21 protein-coding genes, 1 tRNA gene and 1 pseudogene are annotated in these 23,684 nt (G+C 62.4%); 8 read left to right on the forward strand and 15 right to left on the reverse strand.

Annotated features, from left to right (window positions below; genetic code table 11):
- Positions 1-880 precede the first annotated feature (880 nt).
- A pseudogene (locus H9627_RS06635) lies at positions 881-1,162 on the forward strand (transposase); the annotation flags it as partial.
- Between the two features lie 75 nt (positions 1,163-1,237).
- On the opposite strand, the gene H9627_RS06640 reads toward H9627_RS06635, so the two are convergent.
- The 3 genes from H9627_RS06640 to H9627_RS06650 form a co-directional block, all read right to left on the reverse strand.
- Positions 1,238-1,310: transfer RNA gene (locus tag H9627_RS06640), tRNA-Lys, on the reverse strand.
- 65 nt (positions 1,311-1,375) lie between these two features.
- The gene (locus H9627_RS06645; RefSeq protein WP_191733230.1) at positions 1,376-2,665 is read right to left on the reverse strand and encodes a cytochrome P450; all 1,290 of its coding nucleotides are present in this window, start codon (positions 2,663-2,665) and stop codon (positions 1,376-1,378) included.
- 169 nt (positions 2,666-2,834) lie between these two features.
- Positions 2,835-4,358 carry an acetyl-CoA hydrolase/transferase family protein gene (locus H9627_RS06650; protein ID WP_191733231.1) on the reverse strand — a complete coding sequence of 508 codons (1,524 nt, stop codon included), beginning with the start codon at positions 4,356-4,358 and terminating at the stop codon, positions 2,835-2,837.
- Between the two features lie 354 nt (positions 4,359-4,712).
- Here H9627_RS06650 and dusB point away from each other — a divergent pair, with 354 nt between their 5' ends.
- Both dusB and phoU read left to right on the forward strand, forming a co-directional pair.
- Complete coding sequence (gene dusB / locus H9627_RS06655) at positions 4,713-5,858, forward strand: tRNA dihydrouridine synthase DusB (protein WP_191733232.1); 1,146 nt, start codon at positions 4,713-4,715, stop codon at positions 5,856-5,858.
- A 69-nt stretch (positions 5,859-5,927) separates the two neighbouring features.
- The gene (gene phoU / locus H9627_RS06660; protein WP_191733233.1) at positions 5,928-6,674 is read left to right on the forward strand and encodes a phosphate signaling complex protein PhoU; all 747 of its coding nucleotides are present in this window, start codon (positions 5,928-5,930) and stop codon (positions 6,672-6,674) included.
- Here the strand turns inward: phoU and H9627_RS06665 are convergent.
- The 6 genes from H9627_RS06665 to mshD form a co-directional block, all read right to left on the reverse strand.
- Positions 6,671-7,774, reverse strand: a complete 1,104-nt coding sequence (locus tag H9627_RS06665; protein ID WP_191733234.1) for a cytochrome P450 — start codon at positions 7,772-7,774, stop codon at positions 6,671-6,673. The two genes, phoU and H9627_RS06665, sit on opposite strands and share 4 nt — an antisense overlap.
- An 89-nt stretch (positions 7,775-7,863) precedes the next feature.
- Positions 7,864-8,637, reverse strand: coding sequence for a phosphate ABC transporter ATP-binding protein PstB (pstB, locus tag H9627_RS06670; protein WP_191733235.1), 774 nt, complete (start codon positions 8,635-8,637; stop codon positions 7,864-7,866).
- 45 nt (positions 8,638-8,682) lie between these two features.
- Positions 8,683-9,615 (reverse strand): phosphate ABC transporter permease PstA, encoded by a 933-nt coding sequence (gene pstA / locus H9627_RS06675; RefSeq protein WP_191733236.1) that lies wholly within the window; start codon positions 9,613-9,615, stop codon positions 8,683-8,685.
- A 15-nt stretch (positions 9,616-9,630) separates the two neighbouring features.
- Positions 9,631-10,698, reverse strand: a complete 1,068-nt coding sequence (gene pstC / locus H9627_RS06680) for a phosphate ABC transporter permease subunit PstC (RefSeq protein ID WP_191733237.1) — start codon at positions 10,696-10,698, stop codon at positions 9,631-9,633.
- A gap of 151 nt (positions 10,699-10,849) precedes the next feature.
- Positions 10,850-11,959 (reverse strand): phosphate ABC transporter substrate-binding protein PstS, encoded by a 1,110-nt coding sequence (pstS, locus tag H9627_RS06685; protein ID WP_191733238.1) that lies wholly within the window; start codon positions 11,957-11,959, stop codon positions 10,850-10,852.
- A gap of 314 nt (positions 11,960-12,273) precedes the next feature.
- On the reverse strand, positions 12,274-13,164 hold the full coding sequence (mshD, locus tag H9627_RS06690; RefSeq protein WP_191733239.1) for a mycothiol synthase: 891 nt from the start codon (positions 13,162-13,164) through the stop codon (positions 12,274-12,276).
- A 42-nt stretch (positions 13,165-13,206) separates the two neighbouring features.
- Between mshD and H9627_RS06695 the strand changes: the two genes are divergently transcribed.
- Positions 13,207-13,980, forward strand: coding sequence for an LmeA family phospholipid-binding protein (locus tag H9627_RS06695; RefSeq protein ID WP_191733240.1), 774 nt, complete (start codon positions 13,207-13,209; stop codon positions 13,978-13,980).
- Here H9627_RS06695 and H9627_RS06700 read toward each other — a convergent pair.
- Positions 13,977-15,080, reverse strand: a complete 1,104-nt coding sequence (locus tag H9627_RS06700; RefSeq protein ID WP_191733241.1) for a diacylglycerol/lipid kinase family protein — start codon at positions 15,078-15,080, stop codon at positions 13,977-13,979. The genes H9627_RS06695 and H9627_RS06700 overlap by 4 nt on opposite strands.
- A 30-nt stretch (positions 15,081-15,110) precedes the next feature.
- Here H9627_RS06700 and H9627_RS06705 point away from each other — a divergent pair, with 30 nt between their 5' ends.
- Positions 15,111-15,809, forward strand: a complete 699-nt coding sequence (locus tag H9627_RS06705) for an FABP family protein (RefSeq protein ID WP_191733242.1) — start codon at positions 15,111-15,113, stop codon at positions 15,807-15,809.
- On the opposite strand, the gene H9627_RS06710 is transcribed toward H9627_RS06705, so the two are convergent.
- Positions 15,810-16,736: an aminodeoxychorismate lyase gene (locus H9627_RS06710; protein ID WP_191733243.1), complete on the reverse strand. Its 927-nt coding sequence runs from the start codon at positions 16,734-16,736 to the stop codon at positions 15,810-15,812.
- 127 nt (positions 16,737-16,863) lie between these two features.
- Here H9627_RS06710 and ygfZ point away from each other — a divergent pair, with 127 nt between their 5' ends.
- Entirely contained in the window at positions 16,864-17,976 is a 1,113-nt protein-coding gene (gene ygfZ, locus H9627_RS06715; protein ID WP_191733244.1) for a CAF17-like 4Fe-4S cluster assembly/insertion protein YgfZ, read from the forward strand.
- A gap of 233 nt (positions 17,977-18,209) precedes the next feature.
- Positions 18,210-18,422, forward strand: coding sequence for a DUF3073 domain-containing protein (locus H9627_RS06720; RefSeq protein ID WP_191733245.1), 213 nt, complete (start codon positions 18,210-18,212; stop codon positions 18,420-18,422).
- A gap of 316 nt (positions 18,423-18,738) precedes the next feature.
- On the opposite strand, the gene purM is transcribed toward H9627_RS06720, so the two are convergent.
- The 3 genes from purM to H9627_RS06735 all read right to left on the reverse strand — a co-directional run bounded on the left by purM (position 18,739) and on the right by H9627_RS06735 (position 21,860).
- Positions 18,739-19,827 (reverse strand): phosphoribosylformylglycinamidine cyclo-ligase, encoded by a 1,089-nt coding sequence (gene purM / locus H9627_RS06725; protein ID WP_191733246.1) that lies wholly within the window; start codon positions 19,825-19,827, stop codon positions 18,739-18,741.
- A gap of 75 nt (positions 19,828-19,902) precedes the next feature.
- Positions 19,903-21,435: an amidophosphoribosyltransferase gene (gene purF / locus H9627_RS06730; protein WP_191733247.1), complete on the reverse strand. Its 1,533-nt coding sequence runs from the start codon at positions 21,433-21,435 to the stop codon at positions 19,903-19,905.
- Positions 21,436-21,482: 47 nt separating this feature from the next.
- Complete coding sequence (locus tag H9627_RS06735) at positions 21,483-21,860, reverse strand: sterol carrier family protein (RefSeq protein WP_191733248.1); 378 nt, start codon at positions 21,858-21,860, stop codon at positions 21,483-21,485.
- Positions 21,861-21,896: 36 nt separating this feature from the next.
- Between H9627_RS06735 and H9627_RS06740 the strand changes: the two genes are divergently transcribed.
- Positions 21,897-22,904 (forward strand): acyl-CoA thioesterase, encoded by a 1,008-nt coding sequence (locus H9627_RS06740; protein WP_191733249.1) that lies wholly within the window; start codon positions 21,897-21,899, stop codon positions 22,902-22,904.
- Here H9627_RS06740 and trhA read toward each other — a convergent pair.
- Entirely contained in the window at positions 22,901-23,641 is a 741-nt protein-coding gene (gene trhA / locus H9627_RS06745) for a PAQR family membrane homeostasis protein TrhA (RefSeq protein WP_191733250.1), read from the reverse strand. The two genes, H9627_RS06740 and trhA, sit on opposite strands and share 4 nt — an antisense overlap.
- Positions 23,642-23,684: the final 43 nt, after the last annotated feature.

Raw genomic sequence — 23,684 nt, forward strand, 5'->3', positions numbered from 1 at the left:
TAGCCAACCCCATCGCACAAGCCACTCGCACGAGGTGTCGCCAATTCGCTAATCCGCCTGACATTGTCCGTCCCTTCCGCTAAAAATAGCCCACTGCGTAGATATCGCCACGATAACATCACGCTTTTAACAAAAGCAATCGATAAATTAGCTGCCAAATCCTCAGCTTTTATTAAGCTAAATAGGATAATCACAGGAAATCCAGGTGATTCAAAGTCACCATTGGACTTACCTAATTGCCCCGCGAGCAGAACCTCATGGGAGTTCATCACATTTTTTAAAGCTGTTATGAATAGTTACTCACCCCCTGTGCATCGCCAAGGTATGAAAATCAGTCAAATCCTGCCCACACTAGGCCCCCATTCGAGTAGAATCTTCTTTAAGCACTTCGCAAACTTGCTGATCAACATCAGAAAATAAGAACCTCCCGCAATGAAGTGACCTTTTCATGCCCATGGGAATCTAGTCATTGGTTCTATGCACCTCTCTGAAAATTGTGGAATTACCTATGGTGGCGCACGTTATAGGAAAGAATCACCCCACATCTTCGCCACCCCACTACTGATGTAGGACAAAATCTGCCTATTTGAGCGAATGAAAATCCACACGCTTTAAGTTCACCACCCGAAATATGAGCAAAATCATATTCTCAAGTGATTGTTTGAATACTTTTCACCCCTTTTCCACCCCCTATCGTCTCGAAAAGTTCAGCACAGGTAGGAGAAAATGAAGGCTACGGTTCTCAGAGTGGTGTACAGCTATCGCACGGTGAACTCCCTGATCAAGAACACCGGAAGGCCACCACGGTGCCTTTCGGCGCAGTTTCCACACATCCTCGAAGAGACTTCCGCGAGGGCCTCAGCGCCTCATTCGATCGACCCGATGGAATAAGAAAATCCGCCGGCGCACGAACGTGGTCGGAATCTTCCCTGACCGAGGCTCAGTCGTTCGCCTTGTCGGGGCAGAGTTGGCGGAGCAGCATGAGGACTGGATCCAGCAGCGTCATCATATGCAACTCGGCGTCTTGAAAGACACGGCCGCAATGCTGACCAAAGCGGCTACCGATGCGGTTGACGCTGATCTTTCCGCGAGCTTTAGGGAGGCGATCGTGGTAGAGGAACCGGTGGCCGTAAGTCAGTTAATCCCCACTGAGTCGGGCTGATGCTCATACCACTCGAATAGACTTAACCAAATTATCCCCCGCTTCGGCAGTAATATGTCGAAGCGGGGGCGTTTGTGGGCCCTCCGGGGCTCGAACCCGGGACCTGCGGATTAAAAGTCCGTAGCTCTACCAACTGAGCTAAAGGCCCAACTCTGCACATATTAGTTCATGGGTTTTCCAGATGGAAAACGACCCCCCGGAAATCCCCTGCGATCACCGTTCCACACGCACCCGCATGCCGGTTTCGGAGCGGGTGAGCATCTGTGTCCAGGGGAAACGGGTATCGGCCGGATCTGTGGAGAGCACCACACCGGGCCTGCACAGGGCCTCCACCATGGCTGTGAGTGCGGCCATGGCGATCTTCTCCCCGGGGCAGCGGTGACCGGTGTACACCCCGGCCCCGCCCTGGGGTACAAAGCTGGCGAGCTTCTCGTAGTCCTCCTGAGTGGTCAGATCACCCTGAGACAGGAAGCGCTCTGGCTGGAACGCACTCGGGTTCTCCCACTCATTGGGGTCGGTGTTGGTGCCGTAGATGTCGATGATCACCCGTTCACCCTCATGCACGGGGCAGCCCTGGATCTCGGTGTCGGTGGTGGCGATCGCCGGCAGCATGGGCACAAACGGGTAGACGCGGCGCACCTCCTGGGCGAAGGCGAAGGCCACAGGTTGCCCTCCCTCGCGGATCTTCTCCACCCACTCGGGGTGATCCACCAGGGCACTGCCGGCGAAGGAGGCGAACAGGGATACCGCCACGGTGGGTCGGGTGAGGTTCTGTAATTCGATGCCGGCGATGGAGGCGTCGACAAGCTCCCCGTCCGGACCGACCAACCGGGACATGGCCTCCAGCGCGCTACCCGGTGCCACGTGCCGCTCCCCGGCGCGTGCCTGCCTGATGAGCTTCGCGGCCCACCTGTTCAACCGCGCCCGGTTGATCCAGCCCAGGGCGTGACCTTTGAGGGGATGGCCGAACTGATACACCAGCTCAGCCATCTGATGGGCGCGTCGGCTGGCTTCTTTCTGACTGAGCTCAATGCCCGCCCAGCGGTAGGCCGCGCGCCCGAAGGCCAGCGCCGCGCCGTCATAGACCGTCCCGGGTTCACGGGCCCAGTCCTGCACCACCCGATCCACCTCCCTGCGGACGAGGACATCGAACTCGGCGACCTTGTCATCGTCATAGGCGACATCGGCGAGCTGACGTTTGCGCAGACGGTGTTCCTCACCGTCCAGCGAATGCACCGCTCCCTCACCGAACAGGGGGATGCGGATCACCGCGGGCATGGCCCCGTCGCGTTTCATCCGGTCATTGTCATAGAACAACTCCACCCCGGCCGAACCGCGCACGATGGTCACGGGCTTGAACATCATGCGCGAACGCAGCGGGGTGTTGGCATCGGGCGAGATACCTGCCTTGCGGCGCAGACGGGAGAGAAAAAGATAACCGTGGCGCAGCAGGTTGGGGGCCTGTTCGCCGGGGGCAAAGGGGCAGGAGGATGTCTGGGTCATCGGTGGGACCTCTTCCAAAGGTGGTGTGGTCGGTGAATGCCTTCTGCCAGCCCATCATCCCGAAAAATTCCCATCCCCGTCGGCTCCCCACCCAGGATCACCTATCCGGGGGGCCGGGACGAATGACAAAAGCCGCCCCGTGGGGCGGCTTCATCAGACAGCTGAGGGACTAGACCAGCTGATCCTGGCTCTTCATGGAGCCATTCTTGGCCAGGTTGCGGTGGAAGTCGAACGCGGTGGCCAGGTCATGCGGGGTCTGCATGAACTTGTTGTCACCGGAGGTGGCGCGTGCGTAGTACTCCTCCAGCAGTGGGCGGTAGTCAGGATGCGCCAGGGCGATCATCTTGGATACGCGCTCACGAGGTGCCAGGCCACGCAGGTCGGCGTAGCCGTACTCGGAGATGACCACCATGACATCGTGCTCGGTGTGGTCGATGTGGGAGGCGAAAGGAACGATCGCGGAGATCGCACCACCCTTGGCCTCAGATGGGGTGATGAAGGAGGAGATGTAGGCGTTGCGGGTGAAGTCGCCGGAGCCGCCGATGCCGTTCATGACACGGGAGCCGGAGACGTTGGTGGAGTTCACGTTGCCGTAGATGTCGGCTTCGATCAGGCCGTTGGTGGCGATCAGGCCAACACGACGGATGACCTCCGGGTGGTTGGAGATCTGCTGTGGGCGCAGGATGATGGACTCGCGGTAACGTGCGGCCTCGTTGTTCATCTTCTCCGCGTACTCAGGGGAAAGTGAGAAGGAGGTGGCGGAGGCAACGGTCATCTTGCCGGCGTCGATGAGGTCGACCATGCCGTCCTGGATGACCTCGGTGTAGGCCTGGATGTTCTCGAACTTGGAATCCAGCAGGCCTGCCATCACAGCGTTGGGGACGTTGCCCACGCCGGACTGCATGACATAGCCGTCGTAGGACAGGCGACCAGCGGCAACCTCGCCCTCGAGGAAATCGAGGAAGTTGCCGGCGATCTTCTGGGAGACCTCATCGACTGGCTTGAATGGCGCGTTGCGGTCCGGGGTGTTGGTCTCAACAACGGCGACAACCTTGTCGGTGTCGATCTCGATGTAGGACTTACCAATGCGGTCACCAGCGTTGCTGATTGGAATGGCAATGCGGTTAGGCAGCTTAGGCATGTTCCAGATGTCGTGCATGCCCTCAAGATCCAGGGACTGCCAGGAGTTGACCTCAATGATGATCTTCTCAGCAGCAGCCAGGTACTCAACGTTGTTGCCCACGGAGGAGGAAGGCACGATGTGGCCTTCTTCGGTGATGCGGACTGCTTCCACGATGGCGACGTTCAGCTTGCCGAAGAAGCCGTTCTCCACGTACTGACCGGAGTGGGACAGGTGGATATCGGAGTATCCCATCTTGCCCTCGTTGATCTTGTTACGCATGATCGGATCAGAGGCATAAGGCATGCGGAAGCGGACGGCGTCGGCTTCTGCGAGAACACCATCGCAGTCAGGTGCGGTGGATGCACCGGTGAACAGATCAATCGCGTACTCGGAACCTGCTGCGTGTGCTTCCTTCGCGCGGTTGGCGATGGCGGTCGGCAGGGCCTTCGGGTAGCCAGCACCGGTGAAGCCGGACATACCGACCTTGTCACCGGCGTTGACGAACTGAGCTGCCTCATCGGCAGACATGACCTTGGAACGCAGCTTCTCCGAAGCAATGCGATCTGACATTGGTTACCTCCTCAGGTAGCCGGGGACTCCGGCGGACAATCGTACTGCGGCACATGTGAAACCCTCCGCCTAGCAAAAGGAAGCTGAACCTGCTGCCAAATCACTACCGCGGAGGTTTTATGACGTACCCCACTTTATGATGTTGTGTCCCTAAGGATAAACCATCACATCATCAAATGTCCGAATTTGGGGTGTGATCTGCGCGGATCGGGACGGATCCCCACCCCCTGCTTGACATTGGACCTATCCCGTTGATCCCCGCTCGGGAGGGGGACCGCATGAAATTAATGCCCCAGCCACGCGACAGGACAGCGATATTTTGCCCCCACCGGGTGAGATAGGACAATAGAGAGTGTGACTCTCAAGATCGGACCCTTTGACCTCGCTTCCCCGGTGATCCTGGCCCCCATGGCAGGTGTCACCAACGTGGCGTTCCGCACCCTGTGTCGTGAGCAGGAGCTGCAGCGCACCGGGACGATCTCCGGGTTGTACGTCTGTGAGATGGTCACGGCGCGTGCCCTGGTGGAGCGCAACGAGAAGACCCTCCACATGACCACCTTCGCCCCGGATGAGAATCCGCGCAGCCTGCAGCTGTACACGGTGGACCCGCAGTACACCTATGAAGCTGCGAAGATGATCGTGGACGAGAACCTCGCCGATCACATTGATATGAACTTCGGCTGCCCGGTGCCCAAGGTGACCCGCCGTGGCGGTGGCTCCGCCATCCCCTACAAGCGTCGCCTGTTTGAGAACATCGTCTCCGCAGCCGTACGCGCCACGGAGGGCACCGACATCCCCGTCACGGTGAAATTCCGCGTGGGCATTGACGACGACCACCACACCCACCTCGATGCCGGCCGCATCGCTGTCGACGCTGGCGCGAAGTCCGTGGCGCTGCATGCCCGCACCGCGGCGCAGCGCTACTCCGGCCAGGCGGACTGGAATGAGATCGCCCGCCTCAAGGAGCATCTAGCCGACACCGGCGTGCCGGTGCTGGGCAACGGGGACATCTTCGCTGCCGCAGATGCCACCCGGATGATGGAGCAGACCGGATGCGACGGCGTGGTGGTCGGCCGCGGCTGCCTGGGACGCCCGTGGCTGTTCGCCGAACTGTCCGCCGCCGTGCGCGGGGAACCCATCCCGGAGGAACCCACCCTCGGTGAGGTTACCCAGATCATCCTCCGCCACGCCGAGCTGCTGGTGCAGCACGACGGGGAGCTCAAGGGCATCCGTGACCTGCGTAAGCACATGGGCTGGTATCTCCGCGGTTTTCCGGTCGGAGGTGAGTTCCGCGCCAACCTGGCTCGCGTATCCACCTACACCGAGCTGGAGGACCTCCTGGCACCGTGGGCCACCTCCACCGCGCGGGCTGAGGACGCCGACGGTGCTCGGGGCCGCAAGGGCTCCTCGGCCAAGGTCGCGCTTCCCGACGGTTGGCTCGACGATCCGGAGGATGACACCGTTCCGGTCGGTGCGGAGATGGAGAACTCCGGCGGCTAATACGTCTGGCCTAGACCTTTTCGCCCGTGGGGCCTGCGGTTTCGGCCTCAAGAGCTTATAGTTGGGCCCATGCGTATGGCATACCGGCAGCAACTCGACCAGTTCGCACACGATCTCATCATCCTGTGTGATCTCACCAAGGACACGATGACCAAGGCCACGGAGGCCCTGGTCAACACCTCCCTGGCCTCTGCTGAGGCGGCCCTATCCAATGCCGATCAGTTGGAGGAGGTCCGCCTGCGCTGTGAGGTGCAGGCAGTGGAACTCCTCGCCCTGGAAACCCCGGTCGCCCGCGACCTGCGCCAGGTGGTCTCCTCCATCTACATCGTGGAGGACTTCAACCGCATGGGTGCACTGGGCATGCATGTGGCCAGCGCTGCACGCCGCCGCCACCCGGAGCCGGTGGTCCCCGCCGATCTGCAGGGCTTTGTGAAGGAACTCGGTCGCCTGGTCACCAACATGTCCGACAAGATCCGCGAGGTTCTCATCGCGCCGGACGCGGACATCGCCCTGGCACTATCGTCAGATGATGATGCCGTGGATGATCTCCACCACCACATCATGGGTCTGCTCACCGTCCGCGAGTGGCCCTATTCCGCCCGCGAGGCGGTGGATCTGGGGCTGCTGTCGCGCTTCTATGAACGCTACGCCGACCACACCGTCAATGTGGCAGCCCGCGTGGTGTACCTCTCCAGTGGCCTGCAGCCGGAGGAATACATCCGCAAACGCAAGCAGGAGGAGATCGAGGCCGACGTGGAACGCCGCTGGGTCGAGCTGGAGAAACAGTTCCGCAGCGGGAAGAACCCCCTGACCTAACGCGCCGTCAGTCTCACCGGCACGGAGATGTAGCCACCCAGCGGGTAGGTGGCACGCTCCGGCTCACCGTCGGGGGTGACCAGGTGGGCGTCGACAAGCGCACGGATAAAACTCCGCAGCTCCGCCATGGATAGGTCCCTTCCCGGGCATTCGTGGGGCCCGGTTCCCCAGACGAGGTTCGCCGCGAGATTGTGCGGGTTGAAGGCGTCGGGGTCGTCGAAGACGCGCTCATCGCGGTTGGCGGAGGTCCAGTTGATGTTGATCTGCTCCCCCGCCCCGATCCGCTGGCCCCCGAGTGTCACCGGGCAGGTGGTGACGCGACGGTTGGTGACAAAAGGGCTGTCGATGCGCAGGAATTCATCGATGATCGCCTCCAGCTCCCGGTCTGACACACCGCTGCGGATGCGGTCCTGGATGGCCCGGTTGTGCGCGAGCGCCTGCACCACCACGCCGATACACAGCGCCATGGAGCTCAGGTCCCCACCGGTCCAGTTGCGCAGGATGGACACGATCTCCTCGAATTCGAGCGCTCGACCCAGTGATTCATCACGTACCAGGCTGGCGGTGACGTCCGTGATGGAAGCATCGGTCAGGCGTGGTTCCACCACCTGGCGGATGATCGCGTCGAAATCAGCGGCCACCGTCGCCAGCCTGGAATCATCACCGGAACGTGAGGCCTCGGCGTTGCGGTGCACCCACTCAACCAACCGTGGTTCGAGTTCCCGGGGCCAGCCCAGCCAGGCGGTCATCGCGCGCACAGCGAAGGTGATGCCGAGCTCCAGCGCGTCCTGCTTGTCGACGCCCCCAGTCTCCGCCACCACTTCGTCAGCAATGCTCCGGAGCGTCGGTTCCAGCTCCGCGACCACAGCCCTGGTGAGGTATCGGTCGATCAGGGAGCGGAATTCCCAGTGCTCCGCGCCATCGAGGCCGTTAGGCAGCTGAAGGAACCGGGAGGCGGCAGAGGAGAACACGTGCGGATTATTGGCCACCGCACGGGCCTCAGAATGCCCCAGGACGGTCCAGTTACCGTCCATGCGTTGCACAGGCCCCTGAAGGCGCTTCTGGTCGGTCACAGCACGTGGATCTGATCCCTGCAGCATGTACTTTCCTCCCTTTGATGTACCCGCAGTTTACCGACCCAAAGGAAAAACCGCCGTGCACTACTGCACGGCGGTTTTGTTGGTCTGGCTTATCCGAAGCGACCGGAGATGTAGTCCTCGGTCTCCTTGTTGTCGGGATTCTCGAAGATCTTCTTGGTCGGTCCGAGCTCCACGAGGCGACCCGGCTTGCCGGTGGCCTCCAGGGAGTAGAAGGCGGTCTGATCGGACACACGTGCAGCCTGCTGCATGTTGTGGGTCACGATCACGATGGTGAACTCCTCCTTCAGCTCGTGGATGAGGTCCTCCACAGCCAGGGTGGAAATCGGGTCGAGAGCGGAGCAGGGCTCATCCATGAGGAGGACCTCCGGCTTGACCGCGATGGCGCGGGCGATGCACAGACGCTGCTGCTGACCACCGGAGAGGCCACCACCCGGCTTGTCCAGACGGTCCTTGACCTCTTCCCAGAGATTGGCACCGCGCAGGGACTGCTCAGCGACCTCCTTGAGCTTCTTCTTGTTCTTCTCACCGGAGAGCCTCAGGCCCGCGACCACATTGTCCTCGATGGACATGGTTGGGAACGGGTTGGCCTTCTGGAAGACCATGCCGATGGTGTTACGGACGGCTACCGGGTCGATCTTGGAGCCGTAGATGTTCTCGCCATCGAGCAGGATCTCGCCTTCGACGTAGGCACCCGGGATGACCTCATGCATCCGGTTGATGGAACGCAGCACGGTGGACTTGCCGCAACCGGATGGTCCGATGAAGGCGGTGACCGAACGTGCCGGGACCTCGAGGTTCACGTTCTGGACGGCGTGGAAATCGCCGTAGTAGATGTTGACATCATTGAGCTTGAGCTTCGACATCGCTGGTTTTTCTCCTGAAGGGGTGTTGCGTGAAAAAGTGTGGGGTTACTGCTTGACCGAGAACTTGGCCGAGATCAGTCGTGCGCCGATGTTGAGGACGAGAATGATCAGAACCAGGGTGAGGGCTGCGCCCCACAGCTTGTCCAGGGTTGCCGGTGCGGTACCGGCCTTGTACATGTCCAGCATCATCAGTGGAAGTGAAGACTGCGGGCCGGTGGTGGGGTCCCAGTTGGTGGCCTGGGTGGAACCGACGAGCACGAGGACCGGTGCGGACTCACCCATGATGCGGGCGATGGCCAGCATGACGCCGGTGACAATACCGGATAGGGCGGTCGGCAGGACGATCTTGGCGATGGTCTTCCACTTCGGCACACCCAGAGCGTAGGACGCCTCGCGCAGGTCATGCGGAACCACGCGGAGCATCTCCTCGGTGTTTCGGATGATGACCGGAACCATGAGGATGACCAGGGAGAGGGCCACGGCGAGACCGGAGCGGTCGAAACCGAACAGCACGATCCACATGGAGTAGATGAACAGTGCGGCCACGATGGAAGGCACACCGGTGAGGATGTCCACCATGAAGGTGGTGATGCGGCCGAGTCGGTTGCCGTTGGCGTATTCGACCAGGTAGATGGCGGTGAAGATACCGATCGGGATGGACACGACAGAGGTGATCAATGCCTGAACGAGGGTACCGATCATGGCATGCAGCGCACCGCCACCGGGCAGTTGGAGGAGCACGCCCTGCTGGGAGGTGGTCCACCAGTCAACGGTGAGGATCGGGGCGAGACCCCTGGAGATGACCGTCCAGAGCACCCACACCAGTGGGATGGCAGCGACGAACATCGACATGTAGATAAGGAAGCTGGCGAAACCATCGACGGTCTTGCGTCGGCTGGAGATATCCGAGAAGGCGGAGCTGTTCTTCAACTGCTCATCCATCCGCGGGGTGCTTACTGCGGAAATGTTGTTAGTCATGATGTGTGGAACCCTCTACTTTCCGCTGTTAACAATGCCACGCGCTGCGGCGTTGACGATGAAGGTCAAAAGGAACAGGACCAGGCCGGCTGCGATATAGGCGCCGGCGCGGGTATCGTCGTTGAACTCGGCTGCGGCGTTGGCGATGGCGGTGGCGAAGGTGGTGCCACCGTCGAAAAGCGAGAAGCGGAAGGCCGAGGACGGGGAGACCACCATGTACAGCGCCATGGTCTCACCGAGTGCGCGACCCAGACCCAGCATGGCGCCGGAGATGTAACCGGACATACCGAATGGCAGAACGGTCATGCGGACGACCTCCCAGCGGGTGGCACCAAGGGCGAGTGCTGCCTCAACGTGCCCCTTCGGGGTCTGGACGAACACCTCACGTGCCGTTGCGGCGATGATCGGCAGGATCATCACGGCGAGGACGATGCCACCGGTGAGCATATTACGGCCGGTGGCGAATGCCGGGGAGTTGGAGTAGGTGGCGAACAGGAAGAACCCACCGGCCCAGCTCTCCAGCCAGATGTAGAAGTTGCTCAATGCAGGGCCGAGGACCTGCCAGCCCCAGAGTCCGTAGACAATCGACGGGACCGCCGCGAGCATATCCACCGTGTAGCCCAGTGGCTTGACCAGTCGCTTCGGTGCGTAGTTAGAGAGGAAGATCGCGATGCCGAGTGCGATCGGCATGGCGATCAGCAGGGCGACCACCGAGATGAGCATGGTGGCGGCCAGAAGATTGGGGATACCGAAGCTCATCGCCTGGGTATCGGAGGTGTCCCAGGCGCCGGAGTAGGTGAAGAAGCCGACGAGCCCGCCGACGTTATTGCTGAGGGCTGGGATTGCGCGCCAGATAAGGAACGCACCGATGGCCGCGATCATCACCGTGATGATTGCCGCGGAGGCAGTAGATAAAATCTCGAAGATACGATCTCCGGGGCGTTTCACATTTCCCGATTCCTTGGCCGCGATCGGCTTGGGATTCTCGGGCTGTGCGGTGTTGCCGATGGTTGCCACTGGGTGGGTCTGAGCGTGAAGTGGATCCAGCTCATGTGACTCAGTAGCTGACTCATTTCGGGCCATGATGGGTGTAATTCCTTAACTGACGGATAGTCGCTTCAAACATGCGATAGTTCCACCGGGCACTTTCTCTCAACCTTGTGGTCGTGGGAAGGTGCCCGGGGGAACAGGGTGTGGGGTTGCCTCACGGCAACCCCACGGTCGAGGCAGTTATTTACTGGATTGCCGCGACTGCTTCGACCAGGCGGTCGTAGTGGTTGCCGGTGACCGGGATGTAGCCGAGAGCCTCAAGGTTCTCATCCTGGGAGTCGAGTGCGACGGTCAGGAAGTCCTTGACCTGGTCGCGGGTGGTGTCGTCGTAGCCAGCGGAGCAGACGATCTCGTAGGTGGTGAGAATCAGCGGGTAGGAACCTGCGTCGTCGGCGGCGAAGAGTGCCTCGGTGTCAACGACCATGTTGTTGCCCTCGGTGAGGAACTCAAGGTTGTCCAGTGCCACGCCGACGGACTCAGCGTTGAGCTCAACCGGGCCGTTGCCGAAGTCGAGGTTGGCAATACCGAGATTCTGCTGCTGCGCGAAGCCGGCCTCAACGTAGGTGATGCCACCCTCGATTGCGGTGACCTGGGATGCAACACCGTTGGAGCCGTTGGCGCCCTCACCGACAGCTGCCGGGAAGACCTGGCCTGAGGTCTCCCACAGGTCAGGCTCAGCGGCGGTCAGGAACTTCTGGAAGTTGTCGGTGGTGCCGGACTCATCGGAACGGTAGACAACGGAGATGTCGGTGTCGGGGAGGTCAACGCCCTCGTTCTCAGCGGCGATGGCGTCATCGTTCCACTTGGTGATCTCACCCTTGAAGATGTTTGCCACGGTAGCGGTGGAGAGGTTCAGGCCCTCAACGCCGGGCAGGTTGTAGGCGATGGCGACAGGGCCGATAACGAAGGGCAGGTGCCAGGCCTCGTTGCCATCGCAACGGTCCATGGCCTCTGCGGCCTGCTCATCATCCATCGGGGAGTCGGAGCCACCGAAGGCAACCTGGCCACCGACGAAGTTCTTACGGCCGGAGCCGGAACCGGACGCGGTGTAGGCGAGGGATGCGCCGTCAACAGCCTCGGAGTACTGGACACCGAAGTAGTCCATTGCAGCCTGCTGGGAGGAAGCGCCCTCACCGACGAGCTGGCCGGAGGTGCCGATCAGGCCCTCGGTGGTGGTCTCGGCGGTGGTGCCGGTGGTGTCGGTCTCTTCGGAGTCGCCACAGGCAACGAGGGCGAAGGAGCTGACGGCCACGGCGCCAACGAGGGCAGCAGAACGCTTGAAGATGAGGTTCACAGGGAAGCCTTTCCGGTGTTGTTATACATCGTCAGAGCAACCCCGGATTGTTTCTCTGGGCCGGTTCCGACCCGTGGGTTGCTCACGGAGTAAGAACCTATGGGGCGGAAATGACCAACTAAGGCCGATCTGGTTAACGGAACGTGAACTTAAGGATATCTTTAAGCGAATTCACTACCCGGTAAGCTCTCAATGCCCCCAGAACGCGACACGAGTCACTAAATTAGAGGTTTTTTGAGGGTTTACGCTCCCTGACTGCCCCCATTCCGGGGGATGCTCACGTTCTACCTTCATGCTCCTCATACCCTCTTCGCCTATTTTTCATAGACAACATGGCGTTCCGCCACCGTGAATCCCAGCTTTTCATAGGCGGCAACTGCGGAATCATTATCCGCCTCCACATAGAGAATGACCCGGCGCGCACCGCCGTTGGCCATGTGGCGCAGGCCGAGGCGGACGAGGGGATCCCCGAGCCCCTTCCCGCGGTAGGCCTCGGCAAGTCCCACCACATAGATCTCCTGGAGTTCATCGGAGTGTTTCTTCACCCAGTGGAATCCGACGAGTTCATCCCCTTCCCAGAGGAAGAGGACATCACTCTCCTTGAACCAGGAGGCGCTCTGGGCGCGCGTCAGGCGGTTGCGGTCCCATCCGCCCTGTTCTGGATGCCAGTGGAAGGCCTCGTTGTTGGCCTTGAGCCATTTCTCCTCCACCTCATCGCGGGTGCCGGGGGCGGTCTTAAAGGAGCTGTTGGTGATTCCCGCGGGGTTGTCATAGACGGCCGCCTCACGCAGGGCGTCACCATCGATCGCCATAACCAGTAGTTCACGGGTCTTGTTCAGCCCCAGTGAGGAGGCCAGGGCCTGGGCCGGGGGAATGTCCCCATGCGCCCAGACACCGTTGGTGGGGAGGGCGTCGATAAGCTCCCTGCCGATCCCCTGGCGACGGTGCGCCGGGTGGACGGCCAACTCGCTGGTCTCCCCATCCGTGGCGGCGAGCCCGACGATCCGACCGTCGACGGAGACCGTGTAGTGGGTGTGCCCGAGACCCGGTTCGGCCAGTCCGCGCACGAACTGCTCCGAGAGCGCCTCGACGCCATCGATGGCCCTGACCTCCTTCAGCATGATCAGGGCCTGTTCGCGGAGGTCGCGGTGATTATAGAGGTGGGTGGTGGTGATCGATGTGTTCATGGGCCCAAGCGTAGCCACTCACTTCACTCTTTGGTGGGCCCGTGCGGTAAAGATAGAGGGGTGCAGAAGCGGGTAGGCAGGACCATAGGGATCATCAGCATCATCGCCATCGTGGGTGTGGTGTTCTGGCTTGTTGATTCAGCCATCGCCGCCCGGGCGGAACGCACCATCTCCCGTGCGGTGGCGGACTCCGCCGACCTGGAGGTCGAACCTGCGGTCTATGCCGGCAGCGGTCTTTACACCCTCGCCCTGGTCACGGGGGAACTCGATCACGTCAGCGTGAACATGCTGGATGTGTCGGTGCCCGGCATCGGCGTGGTCAATGCACGCACCGAGGTGCAGGAGGTCGCGGTGTCGCCCGCCCAGGTATTCTCCGGGGATCTCGAGGGGGCGCGTGCCGAGACGTTCACCCGCACACTGCGGATGGATGGTGTGGCGCTGGGTTCCCACCTTGAAATCACGGATCTGGATATCGCCCACCCCACGGATGTCTCCCCCTCCGGTGGGATGGCCAGCGAGGCCGTGCTCACCGGCACCCCACCCGGGTACGAGGACCCCGTGAGCGTGCTGGTGACGCTGCGGCTGGTCGGGTCCGAGTTCCAGATGGTGCCCGTCGAGCTTGTCGACGCCTCCCTCCCCGACCTCACTCTCGCCGATGTGGAATCTGCGTTCTCCTGGCGCATCGACACCCGCACACTCCCCCTGGCTGACCGTGCCATGGCCGTCTACCTGTCCGGTGGGTCCATCCACTTCCAGTCCCAGGCCCGCAATGTGGAGATCACCATGCGGGAACTGTCCCCGCTGGCGGCCCCGGAGGCGGACAGCGCGGACTAGGCTGCGGTGGTGCGCACCCGCACCGCATCGCGGACGTAGTGGAGGATATGGCGGTACCAGGCCATCATGGGCGGATTCGGGTTGACGTCGGGGGCGAACACCTCAAACGCATCCGCCACCGCGTCGAGGTGGACCTGACGGTACGCGCCGACGAACTCACCGTCGACCTGGAAACGTTGTTCCCTCGCACAGGTCAGGGTGAGGTGTTCGACATTGTCGAACTGGATGGTGCGCCGGGCCACCAGCTTCTCGTAGCGCTTCCCGTGTCCCACTCCGATCAGATGCATCAGGGCGGCCACACCGCCGAGCCCGTGCACACTGGTGACACCGAAGAGCCCGAGCCCCATGTCGAAGGAGTTGCGGGGGTTGGTCACCACCGGTAGCGGGCCGAAGAAGGTCCACGGGTTGGTGTTGGAGGCGAACAGCATGGGTACATTCTCCCGCCGCAGTTGCTCGCCGTCAGCGCTGACAGCCTCCACAGTGATCTTCGGCGGGTCCACCTGGGTGGACAACCAGGCGCGGGTACTCAGCAGCAGATACTGGAACGGGGAGGCGGCGAACCCCCGGGAGCGGACACGTTCCATCCGCGCGATCACATCCGCGTCGATCCCGAAACCCGCGTTCACCGCGAACCAGTGCCCCTCCCGGCCTTTCTCCCTATCCCGCCCATGTTCACTCCAGGTTCCGAGCGAGATGGTGCGCCGCAGATCCCCCCTGATCAGATCGATGAGCATGTCCGCCGCAGCATAGGTATCAGAGGGGTAGCCCAGGGCCCGGGCGAACACATTGGCTGACCCGGTTGGCAGCACAGCCATGGCGGGTACCTCACGCCAGTCGGTGAGCCGCTCGCCGGCGTTGCCGAGCAGGCCGTTGATCACCTCGTTGACGGTGCCATCCCCACCGGCGGGGACGATGACATCCGCATCTGCGCGGGTCATTCCCCGGACCATCTCCTCGGCATGCCCGCTGTAATGGGTGAACCGGGTCTCCAGGGTGAGTCCGTCGATGGCAAGCAACTTGGGCACCACACGGCGGAAGAGCTCTGCGGTCTGGGAGGTGGATTGCGGGTTCGCGATCAATAGGAGATGCACGTTGTCCAAGCGTAGTGGGTAAACGCTAGTCTTGACTCCATGAGCGAAAACGACACCAACACGACCGGCGGCAATGCGGGCGTTCCCGGCCTGGGAGCGGACGCGCCATCCTTGTCCGACTCCCCCGCCATCAGCGGGAATGACGCCGTCAACCTGGCGGCCGAGCAGGCCAAGAACACCGCCCACCGCAACATCCCCACCCTGGATGATCTGCCCATCCCCGAAGACACCGCGAACCTGCGCCTGGGTCCGAATCTGCACGACGGACTGCTCGCACTCCTGCCCCTGGTGGGTGTGTGGCGCGGTGAGGGTCAGGCTGACACCCCGGAGGGCGGGCAGTACTCCTTCGGCCAGCAGATCATCTTCTCCCACGACGGCGAGAACTACCTGTCCTTCGAATCACGCGTGTGGAAGCTGGACAGCGAGGGCGCCACCGTCGGCCCGGACCAGCGCGAAACCGGGTTCTGGCGCATCAACCTCCAGGACGAGATCGAATTCGTGTGCACCCACGCCAGTGGTGTCGTGGAGATCTACTACGGCCAGCCCATCAACGAGCGCGCCTGGGAGCTGGAATCCGCCTCCACAATGGTCACCGCCACCGGCCCCGCCACCCTCGGCCCGGGCAAGCGCCTCTACGGCCTGCTGCCCACCAACGAGCTCGGCTGGGTGGATGAGCGCCTGGTGGATGGGGAACTGAAGCCACGCATGTCCGCGCAGCTGCAGCGCATCATCGGCTGATCAGCCCAGGGCCCCGACAATCAGGGCCTTGATCTCCTCCTCATTGGACGGGCGGGGCAACTTGTGCCCGTCCAGGCGGGTGACGCGGGCGGCGATCCGCACGGAGGACACCAGCCAGATGCTGTCCGCCCCCAGCAGGTCATCAATGGTGAGATCCTTCTTGGTCTTGCACCGCCAGCCCTGGGTGGTCGCATACTCAAACAGGGCCGCCTGGGTGGTGCCGGGGAGGATATCCCCGCCGGGGGTCGGGGTGCGCAGTTTGTCCCCCTTGACGCTGACCACGGTGGAGGTCGCCCCCTCAAGCACCCGGTCCCCCTCCGTGTAGATGACGTCATCGTAGCCATGCGCCCGGGCCCACCGCACCGCCGCCATGTTCGCGGCGTAGCTCAGCGTCTTGGCCCCCACCGTCAGCCACGGCGCGGGAGCATCCTCCACCCCCTCGACATCCCCACGGGTGACGTCCCTGACCCCGGGGAGTCTGGTGTCGATGGTGTACCCGCGTGGGCTGGTCATGACCTCCACACCCCGCTCACGTTGGCTGAGCTTTTCCCGCGACACCGCCTGGACCGTCACCCAACCCGAGGCCAGGCCGGTGCTGGCCCGCCCCCGGCTCAGGGTCCACGTGCAGGAGGCATCCCCCGCAGCGGGGTGTTCATACCAGGAGTCGATGGCCATCTGGGTCGCCTTCACCCACGAGTCCATCACCGGGGCGGGTAACCCCAGCAGCGCGGCGGAGGCCTTGAAGCGTTCGGAGTGACGGTCGAGGTTACAGGCCCGCCCCTCCCGGATGAGGATTGTTTCGAAGATGCCGTCCCCGCGGGTGACGGCAGCGTCATCCCAGAACACCATGGGCAGGTTGGGGTTCTGTTGACGGATTGATCCCCCATAGGGTTCGACGATCATGATCACGGGGGTGGGTTCGGGCATTCGACTGGGTAGAGACACCATAATCGCTGATTATGCCTGGTTCCGGGAGGTTCCGCCCACCGGTTGTAACCATTGGCCTGTTTCGCCGACTACCCCTCGCGGGCAGTTTCCGCGTACAGTCGAGTCTGTGGCTAACGAACTCTCCGAGGTCGCGAACGATACCAACCGTGAACAGACTGATCCGCAGCGTTACATTTCTCCCCTTCTGGGCAGGGATGGGGCGGCGGAAGCTCAGGATGACGCCGCTGTGGCGGGTACGGAAGGTGTCGCGTGGCATTATGGTTCCCCGCTCGTCGAACAACGCATCTTCGAAACCGGAACCGGTCTGATTGACCGTTCCAACCGCAAGGTGATCCGAGTCGATGGACCTGATGCCCCCGCGTTCCTCAACAATATTCTGTCCCAGAAGGTCGATGCCGCGGAGGACGGTTTTACCGCCCGCGCACTGGATCTGGATGCGCAGGGTCGCATCCAACACACAATGATGGTCACCGTCGTGGACGGGGTGTTCTATCTCGACACCTCCGCGGCGGAATTTGACTCCCTCATCGCCTACCTCCAGAAGATGATCTTCTGGTCCGAGGTCACCGTCGAAGAAGCGGACCTGGCGATCATCACCCTGATCGGCGGGGAGATCCCCCTCCCGGACGTGGTCTTCCGGCGCACTGTGGATTGGAACGGCCCTACGCGTATCGACGTCGCCGTGCCCCGCGGGTCCTTCGAATCAAGCGTCGACAAGCTCCTGGCCGCCGGCGCCCGGCTCACCGGCCTGATGGCCTACTGGGCCGAGCGCGTCAAGGCCCTGGAACCGGAGGGACCCGATCTGGACGCCAAGACCATCCCCCATGAGATCCCCCACTGGATCGGCCGGGATGAGCACCTGGGTGCCGTCCACCTGACCAAGGGGTGCTACCGCGGGCAGGAAACCGTCGCGCGCGTGGACAACCTCGGGCGGTCCCCACGGGTGATGGTCCTGCTGCACCTGGATGGGTCAGCCCCCGTCGCCCCGGCCGTCGGTGCGGAGATCACCTCCGGCACCCGCACCGTGGGTCGTCTGGGCACGGTGATCCACGACTGCGACCTCGGCCCCATCGCCCTCGCACTGGTCAAGCGCAGCGCCTTGGATTCCGATCTCACCGTCGGTGACGTGGCGGTCACCGTGGACCCGGATTCCCTCCCCGTCGACGACGGCGAACAGCGCGGACGCGCCGCCGTGAACAAGCTCCGCGGCAGGGACTAACCGGGCAGGGAAACCAGGGCGGAAACAGCCTTCCAAGAGGCGACTTTCATGATGACGAAAGTCGTCTACTTTGGCGTTCCCGCCCACCATCAGTGCAGGTCATGGCTATGTTGCAGAAATTTCCGCGTCAACAGGCTATTGTGTCTATCAGGAATACAGTTAATACATCTTGAAAAGCCCATGGGGCGTTCACATTCCCAGGGACGTTCCGCTCACTCCAAGGGGGTCAGGCAATGGGTCGCGGTCGCGCGAAGGCAAAACAGACCAAGGTTGCTCGCCAGTTGAAGTACAGCTCTCCAGAAATGGATCTCGATCAACTGCAGCGGGAGCTGGCACAAGCTCCCCGGCGTTCCTACTCCGATGCCCCTCGTGATGAGGACCAGTACGCAGCTTATGCGAACTGGGATGAGGAAGATGAACAGCACCGCGCCTACGGCGCGCGCTGACTTTTTCATCTGTTGATCAGTACGGCCACAGGCACACGTGTCTGTAGCCGATTGATCAACTCATCATTTCATCATCTGGTGGCTTGTGGCCGTTTCAGGGTGTTGCGACACCAGTGAAAGCGGTCTTCTCCCATTCACCACTACCGCCTCAGACGGCGCACGGTTTATCATGGGCACCCTCCTGGAGTACATCCCTTCTGTGTTCCCACTCCAGGATCCCGGCTCGTGATGGACCGCGCGCCGTCTGAGTCGTTTTTGATGAGTGTGGACACAGCTAAAGCCCCGACCGAAGTCGGGGCTTTAATAATCAGAGGGATCAGTACCCGGGGTGGTCTCCGCTGAGGATGACGTTGGGTTCGCCGTCCTCGCCGTTGCGGACGGTGCCCAGCTCCCAGCAGTCGATGTGGCGGGCGGTGAGCATCGCCAGCGCGCGGTCACGGTCCTTCTCCGCCACGACGGCCACCATGCCGACACCCATGTTGAAGGTCTTCTCCATCTCCTCACGTGGCACACGGCCCAGGGAGGCGATGGAGCGGAAGATCTGCCCCGGGGTCCAGGTGGCACGCGACATCTCCGCGACCAGGCCCTCCGGGATCACGCGGGACATGTTGCCGGCCAGTCCACCACCGGTGACGTGGCAGAACACGTGCACCTCGCACTCAGCGATGAGCGCCAGGCAGTCCTTGGAGTAGATGCGTGTCGGCTCGAGCAGTTCCTCACCGAGGGTGCGTCCGAGTTCCTCGATGTGGGAATCCACGGTCAGCCCCGCGGTGTCGAAGAGGACGTGGCGGGCCAGGGAGTAGCCGTTGGAGTGCAGGCCGGAGGAGGCCATGCCGATGATGACATCACCGGCACGCACACGCTCAGGTCCGAGCAGCTCATCAGCCTCGACCACGCCGACGGCGGTGGCGGAGACATCGTAGTGGCCCGGCTCCATGACACCCGGGTGCTCGGCGGTTTCCCCACCGAGCAGCGCCGCGCCGGCCTGGACACAACCCTCGGCGATGCCGGAGACGATCTCGGCGACATGCTCGGGCACAACCTTGCCGATGGCGATGTAGTCCTGCAGGAACAGCGGCTCGGCGCCACAGCAGACCAGATCGTCGACGCACATGGCGACGAGATCGATACCGATGGTGTCGTGCTTGTCCATCATCTGGGCGACAACGAGCTTGGTGCCCACGCCGTCGGAACCCGCGGCCAGGATCGGCTTCCGGTACTTACCCAGCTCGAACAATCCGGCGAAACCACCGAGGTTGCCGCGGACCTCCGGGCGGGTTGCACGCTTGGCCAGTGGGGCAAACAGTTCGACGGCACGGTCACCGGCCTCGATGTCCACGCCGGCGGCTGCGTAGGATACGCCTTCAGGGGTGGCACCGTTGCCGGTGTCCAGGTGATCACTCATCGTGTTCTTCGCTTCTCCTGCTTGAATTTGGGTGCAGCCGGTGGCTGCTCTACAAAGGGTGAAAAAGTGGGAACCCTAGGTCCCGATCTTATCCTGCCTACCGGCCTGCATCTTGAGCACCAGCTCGGCGTTCGGGTTGGCCTCGGGCAGACCCATGGGATAGTGACCGTTGAAACATGCCAGGCACAGTTCATCAACGGGCTTGGTGGTGGATGCCACCATGCCGTCGATGGAGACATAACCAAGCGAATCAGCACCGATGGCGGAGCGGACAGCCTCCACCATCTCCTCCTCATTGTCACTGGTGACCGCGTTGGCGATGAGTTCACCGGGGGTGGCGAAGTCAATGCCGTAGAAACACGGCCACTTCACCGGCGGGGAGGCGATGCGCACGTGGACCTCGGCGGCGCCGGCCTCACGCAGCATCCGGATCACTGCACGCTGGGTGTTGCCACGGACGATGGAGTCATCGACCACCACGAGACGCTTGCCCGCGATCACCTCGCGCAGCGGGTTCAGCTTCAACCGGATACCCAGCTGACGCAGGGTGTCGGAGGGCTGGATGAAGGTACGGCCCACATAGGCGTTCTTGACCATGCCCTGCCCGAACGGGATGCCGGAGGCCTGGGCGAACCCCACCGCCGCCGGGGTACCGGAATCGGGGGTCGGAATGACCAGGTCGCCCTCAGCGGGGGCCTCGCGGGCCAGTGCGCGACCGATCTCCAGACGGACCTCGTTAACGTTGCGTCCCTTGATCACGGAGTCGGGGCGGGCGAGGTAGACGTATTCGAAGACGCAGGCCTTGCGGGTGGTCTCGGCGAAGCGGGTGGACCGCAGTCCGGATTCATCGATCGCGATGAGCTCACCGGGTTCCACTTCACGCACCAGGGAGGCACCCACGATATCCAGGGCGGAGGTCTCGGAGGCCACCACCCAGCCACGGGCCAGACGCCCGATGGACAGCGGACGGATGCCGTAGGGGTCACGGGCGGCGTAGAGGGTATGACCATCGGTGAAGGTCAGGCAGTACGCACCCTTGACGTCAGGGAGAAGTTTCTTCGCGGATTCGAAGAGATCATCCCCATCACCAATGCCGTTGGCCAGCAGTGCGGTCAACACATCGGTGTCGGAAGGCTTCTGCTGCAGGTCGACGAGTCCGAGTTCGGTTGCCTTCTCACGCAGCTGCACGTGGTTGATCAGGTTGCCGTTGTGGCCGAGCGCCACATCGGTGCCGTCCGGGGCCATGCGGAACATCGGCTGGGCGTTCTCCCAGGAGTTACCGCCCGCGGTGGTGTACCGGGTGTGCCCGATGGCGATGTCCCCCTGCAGGGATTCCAGGATGGGTTCGTCGAAGACCTGGGAAACCAGACCGAGGTCCTTGAATACAAGGATCTGTTCGCCATCACCCACTGCGATGCCAGCGGCCTCCTGGCCGCGGTGCTGCAGGGCGAACAGGCCGAAGTAGGTGAGCTTGGCCACCTCTTCGCCGGGGGCCCAGACGCCGAACACTCCGCATTCCTCCTGCGGGGACTGTTCGTTGTGATCATCGTAGGGGTAGTTCATGACCGAACCGGGGGATGTGTGCTGATCAAGTTGTGCCACATGCATAAATGGTAGTCGGTCAACCTATCAGAAACTAAAACCGTTGAGCAGCGCTACAGCGGGATGATGGGCAACCATGCGGAAATCTCCCCTGCCCTGGTTCCCGATGCCTCGATTCTGCCCCCGGTGAGTTCCTCATCAAAGGTTGTTTTCCCAGTTGCCAGGCGCAACCAGGTGAGGGCATCGGTTTCCACAACGTTGGGTGGGGTACCGCGGGTGTGCCGGGGGCCCTCGATACACTGCACCGCCACAAATGGGGGGACCCTGACCTCCACGCTGTGCCCCGGCGCGTCCTGCGCCAGGGTGCGGGCAGTGAGGCGGGTGGCGTCCGCCAACTGCTTTCTAGCTGGTTTTTCCTGATTATCCGGATCCGCGATCCAGTCGGCTATCGCCTGTACGGCGACACGGGTGTCGTGGGGGTCGATCTTCATGAACCCCACGTTAGTACGGCACGTTAAAGTGTCCCTATGTCTGATAACCAAACCACCGCTTCACCACGTTCCCCCGAAGTGACACTGCGCTTCCTCGCCGCCCCCACCGATGTCCTCATGGCCGGTAGCCACGGTGTCGGAGGTGGTCGTGTCCTGGAGTGGATCGATAAGGCTGCCTACGCCTGCGCCACCCAGTGGTCGGGTACCTACTGCGTCACCGCGTATGTGGGGCATATCCACTTCACCCGTCCGATCCCCTCGGGGCACATGGTGGAGGTCCGTTCCCGCATCGCCATGACCGGTCGGTCCTCCATGCACATTGTCAATGAGGTCCTCTCCGCTGATCCCCGCGACGGGAAGTTCACGCGCGCCTGCGACTGCCTGGTGATCTTCGTGGCCAAGGACACCGCCACCGGCAAGACCCAGGAGGTGCCCACCTTCGTCCCGAAGACCGCGGAGGAGGAGCGTGTGCTGCAGTCCGCCCTCTCCCGCATCGACCTGCGTCGTGCCATCGAGGCGGAGATGGAAAAGCAGACCTATGACGGTCCGTCGGATGCTCCCCGCCTGATCACCCGCTTCCTGGCGAAGCCGACCGATATCAACTGGGGTGGCAAGGTCCACGGTGGTACGGCCATGGAGTGGATCGATGAGGCGGGTGCCGCGTGCACCATGGAATGGTCGGGCAACCACACCGTGGCCGTCTACGCCGGTGGTATCCGTTTCTACAACCCGATCTCCATCGGTGACCTCATCGAGGTGGATGCCCGCCTGATGCGTACCGATACCCGCTCCATGCAGATGTCCATCCACGTCCGCAGTGGCAATCCCAAGGGGGGACGCGACCATCTGCGCACCGCGATCCACGCCACCGTCACCTACATCGGTATCGACCTGGACGGGCAGCCCCTGCCCGCGCCAAAGTTCACCCCGGTCACCCCGGAGGACGTCAAGCTGGCGGAACACGCCAACATCCTGCGTGACCTGCGGGCGGAGTACTCCCCGATCCCGCTGATCCCGCGCCATACGGCACGCAAGATCGACTAGCCCACCACCACCATCCACACCGCCACCAGGTGCACCACCGCCGCGATGATGGTGGCGGCGTGGAAGTGCTCGTGGTAGCCGATCCAGCGGGCCTCACGTCCGGGCCATTTGAAACCGTAGATCAGTGCCCCCAGGCTGTAGATGATGCCCCCGGCGAGCAGGAGCCACACCACGGTGTGGCCCGCCCCCGCCCACAGCTGGGGGATCAGCGGCACGATCAGCCAGCCGAGTGCGAGGTAGACCACCACGGACAGCCACCTCGGGTGGTCGATCCACACCATGTTGAGGATCACGCTGAGGATGGCCCCCACCCAGGCGGTCACCAACACCCAGGTCGCCAGGTTGGGCGGAAGCACAATCATGCACAGCGGTGTGTAGGTGGCCGCGATGAACACTGCGATCGTGGAGTGGTCGGCCCTCCTCCACCAGGCGACGGTGTGCATGCGACGCCACTGGCCGCGGTGATAGGCCGCGGAGACCGCGAACAGGCCGAACATGCACAGGGCGTAGATGGTGACACCGAGGGCCTCCCACCACACAAGGGTCATCCAGGCGTAGGTCGACAGCACCGAGCCAGATATCACGCTGAGAAACGCCGCGATCTGGTGGAACAGTCCCCGCGCCCGGGGGCGGGGGCCACGGTCGAAGACATATCTGGTCAGTTCCAGGATGGGTTCATCGGATTTCCCACCATCTTTTGATCTGGGCGCGCCCTCAATGGAAGGGTCAGCGTCCATGTAATCCCTTGCTTCATCACCGCGGGGTGCGTGTGCTGACATC

The sequence above is a fragment of the Corynebacterium gallinarum genome, from assembly GCF_014837045.1.
Taxonomy (GTDB): Bacteria; Actinomycetota; Actinomycetes; order Mycobacteriales; family Mycobacteriaceae; genus Corynebacterium; species Corynebacterium gallinarum.